Source organism: Paraburkholderia sp. Ac-20342, assembly GCF_017104985.1.
GTDB lineage: Bacteria > Pseudomonadota > Gammaproteobacteria > Burkholderiales > Burkholderiaceae > Paraburkholderia.
This window is the reverse complement of sequence record NZ_JAAGPQ010000069.1, coordinates 14,925-29,628: the sequence shown is the minus strand read 5'-3', so window position 1 is coordinate 29,628 and position 14,704 is coordinate 14,925. Positions and strand designations below refer to the sequence as shown.

Here is a 14,704-nt window from a genome sequence, read left to right as displayed (position 1 = left end):
GTTCACTCAATGCTCCTCGCGCGGCAGATACGACAGGCCACCGAGAATCGCGTCGGCGAGCGCTGCGGGCAGCAACGGCAAGAGCCGCATGCCGAATGCGAGCAGGCCCGGAAACGCGATTTCCGTGCGACCTGCCGCCAGTTTGTGCTGGATGTGCCGGGCTGCTTTGTCGGCGGACCAGAGGAACGGCTTGTCGCCGGGGAACACGTCGCTCATTGCGGTCTTCACGAAGCCTGGCAGAACGATCGACATGCGAATGCCGTCTCGCGACAGCAGCGGACGGACCGAATCGCCGTAGGCCTTGAGCGCCGCTTTGCTCGCGCAATAGGCCGGAGAAATCGCCATGCCGCGCAACGCGGCGAGCGAGCTGATCAACGCGATCTGGCCGTGTTTGCGCGCACGCATGCGGGCGATGACCGGCAGTGCTGCGTGCATCGTGCCGTAGAAGTTGGTGTCGACGATCGCCGCCGTGCGCTCCAGATCTTCCCAGTCGGCCGGCGATGCAAGCGTGCTGGCAGCGCCGGCGTTGGCGATGAGCAGGTCGATCGGGTGTGCGTCGTCGAATCGATGCAGCCAGCTTTGCATGGCGTGGGCATCGCGCACGTCTATCAGGCCGGTCTGCACTTGCGCGCCTTTTGCGCGGCAGGCTTGCGCCGACGCTTCGAGGCGCTCGGCGTCGCGCCCGACGAGGCCCAGCACGACGCCCGGCGCGGCATAAGCCAACGCGAGCGCGCAGCCGAGACCGGCACTCGCGCCGGTGATCACGATCTGGCGCGGCGCGGCTTTATGCATGCTCGGTGGCCTCCAGGCGTTGCACCGCGCCGGCTACGGCCATCGCGATGCCGGTCTTCGTATAGAAGTCGCCGTTGATCTGCGTGTGATGCACGACGTAGTCGAGAAAGGCCTGGTACAAGTTCATGTCCGGTTGCTCGGCGTCGCGCCAGAAATCGTCGAGCGAACCTTGCCAGGTCAGGCCGGGCATGTTGTAGATGGCCGTGCCCAGCGCCATCAACGGACGGCGGTGATGCAGCGCCGACAGACCCACCGTGCTGTTCACCACGACCACGCCGCGCGCATTGTCGAGCAGCGTCGGCAGATGGCCGGCGTCGATGAAACGCAGGCGCTCGGCAATGCCGAGGTCGCGTGCGAGTTTCAGCGCGTGACTGCGGTGGTCGATCAGGCCGGTATCGAGCGGATGATTCTTGATGACAAGGCAGGTGTCCGCCGGCGCGTACGTCGCGAACGACGTCAGGACTTTGCTGATAGCTTGGCGCACGCCCTCGAATGGCGAGTGCACGACGATCTGCGCATCCGAATTCAGTTGCAGCGGAAAGATGTAGTACCGCTGCTTCGCGTCGAGCAGTTCCCGGGTAACCTGATCGGAGACTTTGTGATGCTGACGCTGACGCAATGCGCGCGCCGCGAGGCCCGCGTATTCGAAGAAGCCGTTTCTCGGACGATGGCTGCGGTAGTGCGGAAAGCGCGGCGCGAACAGCGCGTTGGCCGCCCGGTAGCGGATGTCGTGGAATGCGCGTTCGAAGAGGTTGTAGCCAGTATGTCGTCCCGCTGGGCTAGGCGGCGTGAAACGGCGTTGCGCCAGGTACCAGGCGGGATCGCGCGGTAATTGCGAGCGGCCGTTGACGCCGTACTGTTCCAATGTCAGCCAGTGCGGGCGGACGTAGCCTTCTTCGAATACGTGGACACGCAGGCCGTGAGTTTCGGCGATCGGGTGGATCGGGCGATGAATCTCGCGGCAGTCACCAAACATTATTACGTCGGTGAAATTTGCAGTTTTTAATCTTTTTGCATACCAGTCATTTAATTCCGCCGAGGTGCGATCGAAATTCCACGCCTCGCCATTACCGGCATACGCCAAATCACCGCCGCAGAAATTAACCCGACCGAGAGTATGACCACGTTCGCGCAATGCAACGGCGAGCCGGCTAAAAAAAGGAGAAGCCGTGCCTTGCAAGGCAAGAAAGGAACGGTGCATATCAAGTGCGTCGAAAGCGGTCCGGGTTTTGTTGAAAGACCGCGTTGGCGGCGCGGACTTCTCCCGGGACCTTGGTATCGTTTGAATAGTGGGTTGCTGGTCTAGGCAAGAACGGAGAATACAGCAATACGGGATAAAAAATAAGGGATAGTTGTTGGAAGCATACGCACATAGATGACGCACGCTCTATCCGATAGCGATAACCCGCCGCTGCCTGCTTTGCCACATCAGCAGACGGGAGACATCTGAACGTAGGACAGGTCGGTTGCGGTATAACTTCTGCAACGTGAAACCAGGTTCACGGGGACTCTAGGAACACCGTTTCTGTAGGCACCCTCTTCCGACAGAGCCGGCGAGTCCCGATAGTTCCCCAACCCTACGAGTCCGTTACGCAATCGCGAAGTTTTTTAGAAACTCCCGCAAGATCATTTCGTCAACGCCATGCTCCAGACGATTCGGACCCATGCGCCCCAGCGACTGGAAGTCGAAGAGCTGGTCCCGCTTACGCCTATGCCTTGGCTGGATCGAAGGCGATAGACCGCCCCGCGGGGAAACGCTCAATAACGCCAGATCAATATGTTCATAACGGTCGAGCACAGATGACAGATGATCAAAATGCTCCGCCGGGAAGGACTCTCCAACCAGCCCCAAAAAAAGCGTTGGCTCGTTCCCGTTCAGGACGGCGCGAAACCGCTCGACACAACGGCTGTAATAGGCAAAGTCCTCGTCCGAGGTTATGTCCCTGTGGTTGAAGACAAAATTTATTCCGAACCTCTCCAGATAATAGGTGTGCTGGCAATAGTTCGCGTTCCTGAAACGCCGCTCCTCGACCGGAACAGCCTTGTGATAGCGGCGATCCAGAAATTTTTCAAAATCGTCCTTAATGCAATCGGCCACCATTGCGACGTTCGAGAATATCCAATCGAACGGATACGATGATTTTTTCAGCCCAAAGCGCTTTATTTCGCCCGCCGTGACGCAATGCGAGCCGATCGAGATGACGCTGGAATAACCCGGAACATTGTCCAGAGCGAGATCGAGAGACGATCTCAGAGCAATTTTTCTCTCGAGCTCCTGCCGCTCATTCGATTCGAGAAACAGATCGAGAAGCTCTGAGGCGAACTCGAATGACGGGTACTCTTCACCGTGTCGAAGATGCGCTGCCAACCCGTCGGCATCAGCCTCTCTCATGAGAACGCCGCGATATAGGCGTTTGATGTACTGCTCTTTCATATATAACTCGTTTTAGCAAGCTTAACCCAAGGGGTCACGGAACCTCCCCGACGGATTAGCCGGAAGATCGATTTCAATGTTCCCAGAGAATACGATCACTCTTGCCTTGGCCCAAGGCTGAAATCCATCCGGCTAAAGTATCACAGATCACTTCGCCAGATCATTCAACTCACCGACCCAATTCCTACAAACCCATAACGACACGCCGATGCGCTCAGACAAAGCCTTCACGCATCGGCAAGACGAATACTGCGGGCCGCCTCCAGAACTTCCGACGCTCAGACAGACTCGCCTTCCGGGAGCGGGTCCATCACGGGTTGCAGAGATCTTCGCACCGCATCTCCTGCTTTCGATCCGCCCCGCTGCTCGGCCACCACACGATCCAGAAAACTGGCCCATTGCGGCTGAATGTTTTCGTTGAGATAACGCATGCTCTGCTCTCTTCCCACCGCTCGCAAATGTTCGCGACGCTCTTCAGCGCCTTCATCGCAGATCAGATAGCCAAGCTTATTTTTCAGCGCCTCGGAATCGTATGGATCGAAATATTCGGACGCGTCGCCATAGATCTCCCGATGTACCGGGATATCCGACGCGACGATCACGCCACCACAGCGCATGGCCTCCACGCCGGAAAAATCAAAACCCTCTCCAACACTCGGACATACCGTCAGCAATGCCTCGCGGTACAGCGCTCTCAGATACGGCGCCGGCACACCCTGCAACATGACAAGACCACCTTGCTCCACGGCTGGAACGCACGCGTCCAGCGTCGCGCTATAGTCCCAACCGACATGGCCAACGAAAACAAGCCCGAGATCGGGAGCGAGTGTTTCACGAAGTGACTGCCAGGCCTCCAGCAATCGCATGTGATTCTTGCGCGGCTCCAGAGTCGATACCATTAACAGGAATCGCGCTCCCTGCCCGAATCTCTTCGAGTAGAACTCTGATTTTTCGGGCTCCGAGTTGAACCGCTTTGCCAGATTCCACTTATTCTTGCCATCTTTCGTTTCGAAGTTCCCATGCAGGTAGCGGCGAACTATTCCACCAACGCCATCCTTCTCCAGACTGCTGGGGAAATAGTGAGAGGGCAGGATATTATGGATCGTGACCGATCGAGCCTCAGCCTCCGGAAAAAGCGTGATCAAATCCTGCCGCGTCGCTTCCGAAACACAGACGAACCAGGCACCGTCACGTACGTTTGCCGCCAACGCGTGAAAATGACTGGCCTCGTGGAACGCGCGATCCGAGATGGTGTGCGGCATCAGAAGCGGCAACGCATCGTGATAGTGAACGACGAGCGCCGTACCCTTTCTGACACGCCCCGGGTAAGGCGTTTGCACGATCAGGACGTCGATACCCGAGGTATCGATAACGGGGTAGCGTGATTTCTTCAAAAACAATGCCCGGCTGATACCGGATTCGTGCATCCACCGCCAGGGCACCGGGCAGATGAAATGGTCCGCACCCAGTACTTTCTCGCGCTCGCTGGCAGGCACGCTCCTCGAAAAAATATGCTGCCATACGAAATCGCGAAAATGACGGGTTTCAAAGGACTTCAGTTTTATTGGCTTACCGAAGAAAAATGCGCCAACATGCAATCGGAACTTGATGCGCAAAGCTGTCGCGGCGTCGATAACGGCAGTCTTCCAGTCAAAATAGGTTTTGCCACGCACCGACACGACCACCTGCGAAAACCGGTGCAGCCGATCTCCGTCAGCAATCGCTTTTCCCGCGACCACGCCGCCTTTCGTGATGCGCCTGGACATTTGAATCAATCCACGCAGACGCATATTGCAGCCGAGCAGCGCGCTAAACAGCAACCGGTTCTCCTGCGGAATGCCATAGAACCCGTCCAGCGCTGCCCGCAAATCAACCACGACTAATGGATCGCTCGTATCGTTCTTCTGTGAAAGCGGCATCTAAAATCCACGAATTTAATATTGCGGCTCAATCCGGTACGCCCACCGGTTGGCCTGAAGCCCGCTTGATGCTCAATTCTCCGATCACCTCGACCTCGATATCCTGACAGATGAAACCTCGTTCATCGAACCAGCAAATCATCTCTTGCACTGGGACTATCTGCAAAATGTAGGTCCCGGGTTTCTCGGGAGCGCGTACCTTGAGATTCGTTTGAACGGAAGATCCCCGGTTCAGGTGAGATGCAGGGAACGGCGTCCTGAGGCCATCGCGCACAACCACTGACTTGTCGCTAGACAGCCATCTATAGGATATGCTGATCGGATACCGTTCAAATCCGGTCCAATCTTGCGCGCTGTCGTTGGCCAACTCGATCGCCACGTCGAACGGCTGCCTCGCACTGACTTTGGCTGGAGCATTGTGCGTAGCGATTCGCCCGCTTCCGTCATTCACGAACAAAAAGGGCTGACTCCGGCTCTTCGAAAACCTGGCGCTCCGGGTAACAGGAAGGTATCCGGCTTGCTCACGTTCCCTGGAAATGCCCACTCTAAAGCCACGGATACGATTCAGCTTGGCGATGCAGACATTCCGGTCGAAAATCTCGGCGTTAACGTAATACCGCCCCTCGGGGAAATTCGCACAGAACGTGAAATGCATTTCGCAAACACCTCCGCCGGAAAGATCGCCTTCATCGAACTCAATGGCATTGAATTCTGAAAAGGCTTCTCCATCGCTCTCGTCATAGATGGAGAACTTGAATCTGGGTGCGCTCAATCCACTGGCGACCGAGAACGTCAAATCGAAAGTCAGCAACTCACCCCAAACCTGCTTTCCACGCAAGCCGCTGCTCACAAGAATAAAATCTTCCCGCCAGCGATCATCGAATGATTTCAGGCCACCCCAGCTATCCCACCTGCGCGGCGAGCTCTCCGTAGCAACAACGCTGCGCTCGGCGTATTTCTTCTTCAGGATGTTATAAAAAATAATATCTTCGGAAAAAGCCGATTCCAGCTTCCGCCTCAGCGCGGGAGAGATATTTTCGACATCTGGCCGGCTCTTAGTGATGTTCACCTTGGACAACGCTGCCGGCGGCTCCAGGCCGATCAGGCGTGCGATATCACTCACCAGTGCGCCCATTTCCTCCTGGAAGCCCCAAACGGCGTATTTCAAAAAATTTCCGATCGCGACATCTACTCGCGAACCTTGCCCCGGGCAAATTTCATAAAAGTGATCGACATAATGCTGTACATGTTGTCTCAGCAGATAGAGATCGCCCTCGTTGATCTCCGATTGCTCCTCCGAGACATTCAAGATCCGTTGCGCGGCCGCGAATATCTCCGGTGCCTCGTCAGGAACATGATTCTGCACAATGAAAAATAGCCAACTCACCGCTCGGTCGACCGGTTCCCGCAAGCAGGTTATATATTCATATCGCGGGTCCAGATCTTCGCCGGAAAAATGCGTGTGCGAAAGGATGACGGAATATCGCCCCCCGAAACGTCGAATGACTTCCTGGTGGTTTCCCAGTGCGGTATCGGAAACACAGCCTTTTCCTAGCGCGGACTGCAACCATGCACCGAGCGCCGTACCAGCGGTCTTCGGCAAATGGTCGACAAATATACGCCCCGGATAAACACCACCGTTAGTTTTCATAAATCGATCTTCAATTTGGCTACAGGTTGGCCCTGCTGGTTCGCCACGTCGTCATGACGAGGGACAGCGATTTTCCAGGAGCCGTCCCTTATTAGCAATAGTCCGCTGCGTTTCCGTTCAGTTCGCCTGCAACTCGCGCACCGATGAGAACCTCGCTTTTCGCTCCATCGCCATACGCACTAGCGGTGCAAATATCGAGTCAATTCTTGCATTGTGTTGCTGCACGTCGAATCGAATCCCTTGCTCTGCGGCAATTGCGGACAGATCAAAAAATTCCTCGCTCGAGCACTCGAAGAGATCCATCAGTCTTTCCGTGTTAGCAACCAATCCGTCTTCATCTGCAAACAACAGAGAGGAAAGTTCCGCGCCAAGAACCTCCGGTATCCCACCACCGGAGAATGCAACCGGGACACAGCCCGCCGAGATGGCTTCCGCGATCGCCATTCCGAAATGCTCCATCGATTCCGGATCGAGCGAAGCTACGCCAAGCCCCGACGCATGCCAGTAAATAGGCGTCACGGAAAGCAATTGCAGCAGTCTGTTGCGCGAGCAATTTGTCAGAATTTCGATATTCTCGCCTTCCGCTGCGGCATAAAGCTCGGCCAGATAGCCTACGGAATCCGGATCCTTAAGGTTCACCGAGCCGACGAGCGTCAGCTTCCAGTCGAAATCCCGCCGCTTACGGCCGATTTTTTTGAAAACCTCGATCATTTCAAGCTGGCGCTTGTTATGCCCATTCTTGAAGAAGCGCCCGACGCTCAGGATATTTTTCACTCGTGCATTGCTGTCTCGCTGCTCCGTGCTGAATGCGTGGATACCTCTGGCGTCGATAGGGGGATACAACACTTCGACCGGAGCCCAGTTCCCCCAATACGTCTTCGTCCATTCGGCCGTAAAGTCGGAATTAGCCAGAATGAGGTTGTAACTCGCAAGGCATTCAGGTGTCACGTGCCGATGCGGGAAACTCAACAGATAGACCGAATAGTGCGCGCGAGAAATCAGATTGCTATGATGGGTCGTGTTAACGAACACATCATAATGCTTGGTATCCTGAGACGAGAACCCGCCTACAATAATTTTTCTGACGCCTTCCAGTTTCAGGTTGAAGTACGCGCGCAAACCGTCCAGATCGAAATCATGTGTTGAAATCAGGTCAACCCGGGCGTATTTCGAGAGGGCTTCGGCCAGATAGAGTGCTCGAAGTTCGCCACCGCCTTTGGTATTCCAATACAGGTTATATATCCCGATGGACGGCAATCTGGTTCCTCGGGAAAAAATCAGCCCCGATTTGACCCTGCCGATAAATCCTAGCGTATCGACTCTGAGATCCGGGATACCGCGAATGAATTCGAGATCCACATCTTCGAACTTCACGCCATTTGCGGCGGAATGTTCCAGGTGCTTCCAGTTCGACTGTGCGGCGGCAAGTTGTGCTTCCAGAAGATGCGGAAAATGAATCGCCATGAAACCCAGCCGATTTTTTGCGACCAGCCGTTTGAAAAGCAGCGATTTATCGCTGCTAGTCGACGCATGCTTGTGTCGCACGACGGCAGTCGGATGATAGTAGATCAACCAGCCACCCGAGCGAAGACGAATCGACAGCTCCGAATCTTCGTAGTATGCAAAGAAATCCGGTGCAAATAGCGGATAATTACCCAAAGCGGAACGCCGGATCAGCGCAACGCAACCGCATAGCGCATCGCGTGTATTCGGGGTGTCGTATTGGCCTTCGTCCACCTCATAGATGCCAATATCGCCGCACTCGCCCTCATGCGTAACGTACGATCCGGCATTATTAATTATCGGCTGCGCTTTGCCAGCCTTGCAGTCGAAGGTGACAATTTTTTTATTTCCTGGCTTGAATTCGATGCGGACCTTCGATTGCTCAGAATCAGAGATCGTTACATTAATGTCGGCATCCGAAGCCTGTTCGTAAGCCAACGTCATCTTCAGCTTGCCAGTTCCAACGGGCACCATGAAGCGGTGTTCTTTATGAGTGTCTTGCAGCTTCGTCAGGGGAATGAGTTTTTTGTAATCGCTCAATTGCCCGAATAACTCCTTCTCGTTCAAGCGGAACGAATCATCGGAAGTTACCTTAACAGTCACAAAATCCTTATAGAACAGGATTTTTGGAATGATGGCCGCTACATTTTTCTTGCCGCTCTCTCCGAAACCCTGCAAAAGGTCTTCGATCAAACTGGGGCCGAAGCTGATGTCATTGTTCATGAGAAGCAGCAATTCACCCGCCGCCGCTTCCTGACCAATATTGTTCGCTTCGGCAAATCCAAAATTCTTCTCACTGGCGATGATCTTGATCTTGGATATCGCTTTTTTCGCTACCGATATGGATTCATCCGACGAATTATTGTCGACGAAAATGACTTCGAAATTCTTATAGGTCTGCTTTGCCAGACACTCGCCCAGCTCACGCAGATGCCTTTCGCCGTTGTAGTTCACAACGATGATGGAAATCAGCGGTGCCGCGCCGAGATCAACCGGAGTCGGATATTTGATAGACGGTGAAACCGGCGTGCTCGCCGGTGCTTTAGGCGGCGGTTCTTTCGCGCGCACCACGACCGGAGCCTTGTGCTCCTGCGTGGAATGATTGAGATCAGCGCCAGCTTTGGGTGTCGCTATCGGGTCGCTTTTCGCTGGCAAAGCAGTAGCGCCAGGCGCACGTATGGCCGACAAGATGCCAATCAGATTTTCTTTAGCTCGGCTATTAGCAAGCCGGCGACGTCGGAATGGCCGCAGCATCGGCATTCCGATATTACCGTTTGCCTTGAATATCCTGGCGAGCCTCGAGCGAGTATCGTGATCGAGATTATTTTCGGACGAACGGGAAAGATCGTAAAGAACGTCGACACGATTCGCGCCTGAAACTAGCTGTGCGAGATAATGCTCCCGTCCCTCGCGATCAATCTCGCGGCCGAACATATACTTGTACGCCCCGTTTAGAAATTCTTCCGATGTGCACTCGAGAAGTTCGTAGATATTTTTAGCCATGATTTTACAATTCTTTATATGCTGTTATCGCGTCACTTACATTTTCAAACATCTTGAGCCGCCCTTTTTCCAATAGCGCGGCATGGTCGCAATGCTGCTCGATCAATTCTGTCTGGTGCGTGACAATCACCATGGCCCTATCGCCGCGCTTCTGGAAAAGCTCGACGTCACATTTTTTTGCGAATCGGTGATCCCCAACCGCCATCGCCTCATCGATCAGGAAGCAGTCGAATTCGATTGACATCGAAATGGCGAATGCCAACCGCGACCGCATACCCGCGGAATATGTTTTTACTGGTTCATTGAGGTAGTCGCCGAGTTCCGCGAACTGCTTCACGTATTCGATGGTTCTCAAAGGATCGATCCCGTACACCCGGGAAATAAGCCGGGCGTTATCCCTGCCCGTCAAGCTCCCTTGAAACGCGTCTCCGAAAGCCAACGGCCATGAAACTGTCATCGACTTTCTCAGTACCCCGGAATTGGGCAGATCGGAGCCGCTCATAATACGGATCAACGTCGATTTACCCGCACCATTTCGCCCCAGTATTCCCCATTTCTGCCCGGGCCGAACCGTCAGATTGATTTTATCGAGAACCAATCGACGATCACGCCCGTGGTGTACCGGATAGTGCTTACTTATATCAATTAGTTCTAGCATCGCTCTTGTTAATGCAAGCTGATTTTTCTGATAGAAAGACGGGTTAATCCGTACGCAAACAACATTAAGCCAAGAATTGCAAATATCGTGTACGGGATGTTGTAATACGTTGCCATCCTCATGCCATAATAGCCGTGCCGAAAATACTCGACCGCATCTATCAACGGAAACCAGAGAAGCATTTCCCGGTACTCTGACGGCAGCGTGGCCAGTGGAATGAATACACCTGAAAATGGAAGCATGAGGTACAGAATGATATGGGAAACCCTCTCGATCGACTCACTCAGCTCAGAAAGTGCCGCCATAATCAATACGAAACAGAACGAAAACCAGATGATCAGCATATAGCCACCGACCATTGCAAAAATATCATCTGGCCATTGACATATATTCAACTGGATCAGGATCATATACAGGATAAAAAAAGCGCCTGCCGATCCTGAGAATTCCAGCAAAATTCTGGAATAAATGATATCAATTGGCCGGATAGGCTGGTGATGCAAGAGTGCCCGATTCACTTCCAGCGCCTTGATTACGCGTCCGGTTCCATTCCGCCAGAACAGTAAAGTGGGATAACTGATAGATAAATATTCGGCAATCGGAAAGGCTGTTTTTTTCTCGATGTGACTAAAAATAATCATCACGCCGACAATAAACATTGCCGGTTCGGCGAGCAGCCAGAATACTCCCAGCCCCTCTCGTCCAAAGCGGGTAATCACCTCGCGCATCGTAAGGGCCCATATAACCCGCCCTTGAATGCGTGCCTTTCTCAGGAAATCGAATTCGCGCTCACCTATCATTATGCTCTCGAATTCCCGCGAAAATCACACTAAACACACCCCAGAGCAAAAGCCCAACCATCAAGGTCGACAGAACTCCTCGAATTCGTCTTGGCTCCAATGCTTCATCCGGCAGACTTGGCGTTGAGATAGACTCAAGAAACATCTGCTGCTTCTGTGCTTGAATCCGCGCCTGCTCCAAAGAACTGAGAGAGACCGCTAATTCTTTTTCGGCGAAGTCCTTGTCAAGCGAGAGCTTCTCGTATTCAACCGCATTGCTTGCCAGTGACGAATTACCCCCGGTAATTTCGCCCATTTGCTTCTGAATCTGGTTTTGAAGAGTTGCATTCTCGATTTTCAATGCCGCAATTTGAGGATTTTGCGGTGAAATCGACTCCAGCTGATGCAGCTTCGTCTCGTTGACGATTAAATCGTCCTGCAATTTACTGATCAGCTGCGCCTTGAGAGTGACCTGCGGCTCCGGACTAAACACGCCTCTCTTATTCCGGAATTCGGCTAGATTCACCGATGCCTGCTGGGCCTTTGACTTCGCATCGGTCACGCTTTGCTCAAAGAACCGGACGGCGTCCTTGTTCGCTCTTTCATTCAACCGGTTGACCAACTCCTGGCTTTGAGCCAGCAATTCGCTGTTTATCCGCTGTGCGTCTTCCGCTGTATAGGCTTTGGTTCTGAGTGTAGTAATGTTGGACGTCGAATCGATGTCCTCGCCAATCATATGACGATAATAGTCCAGCAACTTTTCGTTGCTCCGGTCCGGCCAGAACATCCCCCCGAACCTGTTGAACAGATCGGCATCGTGATTGGTGTAAATTTTTCTGACGTCAATATCCTTTTCCAGGGTAGCCAATGCATCACGCGAGAGAATGTAGTCCCTTACCGCGTATACCCCTGAAGAAGAATTGCTCAGCCCCGCGGTCTGCAAGAACGAACTCAATCCCGTGGACTGTTGAGTCTGCTGACTATAAATAACAAAGCTGGATTCCGATATGTACACATCACTTGCCAACAGCCCGAAATACAGAATTGAAATTGCGACAGGTACGACAACAACCCCCAGAAACAACCTGTCCGCCTTCGCAAGGCGTTTTATGATATTAAAGCTCAATTCACGTCACCAATTAATTTTTAGTTGCTAAATTCCGGCCCTACGCAACTTTGTTTTTTCAGCACAAAAGGCGATTACTCTTATCTAAACGTCTGAACGCCGTAAACGATTGGATAGGCGACAGAAAAGACCACGTTCAGAAATTTTTGCAGCTCCGCGACCGGCGCATTGGACACATACAGTATGTCCTTGTTATCCATCATGAAGCTCTGGGCGACAAAGAACGAATTCGGGTCTTTCAGATTGACTCGATAGATAACAGGCACCTTGCCGTCTGCCGTAGTGCGAACAGGCTGGTTCGGCCAGTTAAGCGCGTTTGCATTTTCCATACGGAAAACGAACACACCCATGGCATCCGAACGCGAATCTTCCAGACCACCCGATCGAGCCATGGCCTGCGCGAGCGTAATGCCTTGCGCTTCGAAATTGACTTCCTGATTTTTCCCCGTGGCACCGAGAGACATGAAACTGAGCGGCTGAAAGAGCGCCGTGACAACGTCGCCCGCATGCAGCGGCACATTCTGCCGAGGATCGCGAATGACCGTTTCCAGCGGCAGCGATGCAACCGTTTCGCCTCGCGTAATTTGCAGGGTGATCTTATCGACAGGCTGCTTCACACCCCCAGCAGCCGCCAGCGCATCGAGCACGCGCTCACCGCGAGCACTCAATGCCATCCTGTTGCTGCTTGCCACATCGCCCACGACGGTCACGTAAGAAGTCGCATTGTGCGAGAGCTTCACCAACACCTGCGGGTCGTGCGCAATATTCTTGAGTTTTGCAGCGATGTCGCGTTGCAATTCGAACGGCGTCCGGCCTGCAGCCTTCACTTCGCCCGCGAAGGGCACACTGATTTTGCCGCTTCCGTCGATGGTTTGATCCGGCAGAACCGTTACGCGAGCATTACTCGCACCGCCTTTTGATTCGAGTTGCTCCGCGCCAAACAAGGTGGCCGGCGGAGCTTCCCAGATCGACACCTCGATCGTATCGCCCACACCGAGTTGCTGCTGGAAAGATGTGCTATTACCGAGCGAACGGGCAAAATCACCGACGCTACGCTCGGCAAATAGCTTTCGCGCGACGTCATCCGTTACGTCAACGATCTGAATTCCGCTGGTAACAGCGGAGTCAGCCTCGCGAGTAATCTGCGCCCGGCTAGGACCGGAACTTGGGAGAGTGGAACACCCCGACAGCAGAACTACGCCCCCGATAAATGCAACCCCGAAAGTACTGCGCAGCAAACGATACATTTAGGATGTGTCTGAATAATATTATGGAATATGGCCGGCGCGAATTGTCTCATGCAACAACTTGAAATAGCGTACGTTACGAGAAAAATACAACGCAATTCGGCACACGCGATGACACGGTCACGTCACGGATAGACGATACCGTCACACTACGCTAGTGCAGTTGTGTCCAGGATGGCTTGACCTCTAGCGACACTGTCGTCTCGCTGTCGTCTTCTTACGCGCAATAGCCGACCATAGGCGAAAACGCCGCCTGAGCGCTCATGAGGCAGGCGCAGCACACAGCATAACCAATCGATACCATCCCACAGAGATTCTGCCAGACTTTCGGAAGGCTATCGAGCGTCGAGTACCATCAAAAGCTGCTGTAAAGCTTCGCTCGGCCCTAATTCCGCAGTATTCAACCGCAACTCCGGATTGAGTGGAGACTCGTAAGGCGAACCAATCCCGGTAAATAGAGGCAGGGAGCCTTCTCTAGCTTTCTTGTAAAGTCCCTTTACGTCCCTGCTTTCCACGACTGCGAGCGGCGCATCCACGTGTACTTCAAAAAACTGGCCGTCATCAAACAATTCCCGCGCGGCATCCCTGTCCGCCCGAAAAGGAGAGATAAGCGAAGCGATGACGGTGACGCCCGCATCGACCATCAATCGAGCGACCGCTGAAGCTCTCCTGATGCTTTCGTGACGACTGGCATCGGAAAAATCCAGATCGCTGTTGAGGCCCAACCGAAGGCGATCACCGTCGAGAATAAAGGTGTGAAATGCGCGAGCACGCAACTCTGTATCGAGCAGATTGGCTAATGTCGACTTGCCTGCACCAGACAAACCGGTCAACCAGATGACCTGTGGACGCGGCTGCCTCATTAAAACCCGGTGTCCTCTGGCACTCACGGGCGGCGTCGAAGCCTGGAGACCTTTATGAGTTGCTTCCATCATTTCTTGTTTGTTATGGGTCAAGATCCACAGTCGTATGCCTGTTCGATATTTTAGGCGGGAGACTGCGCTCGGAAATTCAAGCACGGGGCTTGAACATGCGTGCGCAACGGCCATTGCGCAGTCTGCTGGACATTGCAGGGTCACTCGCGCCAATGTT

The 14,704-nt window shown here is 53.7% G+C and carries 11 protein-coding genes; all 11 read right to left on the bottom strand.

The window, feature by feature from the left end; all coding sequences use genetic code 11:
• Window positions 1-6: 6 nt before the first annotated feature.
• The gene (locus G3N58_RS24325) at window positions 7-792 is read right to left on the bottom strand and encodes an SDR family NAD(P)-dependent oxidoreductase (RefSeq protein WP_167284991.1); all 786 of its coding nucleotides are present in this window, start codon (window positions 790-792) and stop codon (window positions 7-9) included.
• Window positions 785-1,993 carry a capsular biosynthesis protein gene (locus G3N58_RS24320; protein WP_167049469.1) on the bottom strand — a complete coding sequence of 403 codons (1,209 nt, stop codon included), beginning with the start codon at window positions 1,991-1,993 and terminating at the stop codon, window positions 785-787. The genes G3N58_RS24325 and G3N58_RS24320 overlap by 8 nt, the downstream gene beginning before the upstream one ends.
• 387 nt (window positions 1,994-2,380) lie before the next feature.
• Window positions 2,381-3,226, bottom strand: coding sequence for a DUF1796 family putative cysteine peptidase (locus G3N58_RS24315; RefSeq protein ID WP_206000408.1), 846 nt, complete (start codon window positions 3,224-3,226; stop codon window positions 2,381-2,383).
• A 278-nt stretch (window positions 3,227-3,504) separates the two neighbouring features.
• Window positions 3,505-5,145, bottom strand: a complete 1,641-nt coding sequence (locus G3N58_RS24310) for a glycosyltransferase family 1 protein (RefSeq protein WP_167049432.1) — start codon at window positions 5,143-5,145, stop codon at window positions 3,505-3,507.
• A gap of 28 nt (window positions 5,146-5,173) precedes the next feature.
• On the bottom strand, window positions 5,174-6,796 hold the full coding sequence (locus G3N58_RS24305) for a Wzt carbohydrate-binding domain-containing protein (protein ID WP_167049434.1): 1,623 nt from the start codon (window positions 6,794-6,796) through the stop codon (window positions 5,174-5,176).
• A gap of 117 nt (window positions 6,797-6,913) precedes the next feature.
• Window positions 6,914-9,802 (bottom strand): glycosyltransferase, encoded by a 2,889-nt coding sequence (locus G3N58_RS24300; RefSeq protein ID WP_206000407.1) that lies wholly within the window; start codon window positions 9,800-9,802, stop codon window positions 6,914-6,916.
• A gap of 4 nt (window positions 9,803-9,806) precedes the next feature.
• Window positions 9,807-10,460, bottom strand: coding sequence for an ABC transporter ATP-binding protein (locus G3N58_RS24295; protein WP_167049438.1), 654 nt, complete (start codon window positions 10,458-10,460; stop codon window positions 9,807-9,809).
• Window positions 10,461-10,468: 8 nt separating this feature from the next.
• A complete protein-coding gene (locus tag G3N58_RS24290) occupies window positions 10,469-11,260 on the bottom strand; it encodes an ABC transporter permease (RefSeq protein ID WP_167049439.1) in 792 nt (263 codons plus the stop codon).
• On the bottom strand, window positions 11,250-12,365 hold the full coding sequence (locus tag G3N58_RS24285; RefSeq protein ID WP_167049441.1) for a hypothetical protein: 1,116 nt from the start codon (window positions 12,363-12,365) through the stop codon (window positions 11,250-11,252). The genes G3N58_RS24290 and G3N58_RS24285 overlap by 11 nt, the downstream gene beginning before the upstream one ends.
• A gap of 80 nt (window positions 12,366-12,445) precedes the next feature.
• Window positions 12,446-13,612 (bottom strand): polysaccharide biosynthesis/export family protein, encoded by a 1,167-nt coding sequence (locus G3N58_RS24280; RefSeq protein ID WP_167049443.1) that lies wholly within the window; start codon window positions 13,610-13,612, stop codon window positions 12,446-12,448.
• A 335-nt stretch (window positions 13,613-13,947) separates the two neighbouring features.
• Window positions 13,948-14,568: an adenylyl-sulfate kinase gene (gene cysC, locus G3N58_RS24275; RefSeq protein ID WP_241016403.1), complete on the bottom strand. Its 621-nt coding sequence runs from the start codon at window positions 14,566-14,568 to the stop codon at window positions 13,948-13,950.
• Window positions 14,569-14,704: the final 136 nt, after the last annotated feature.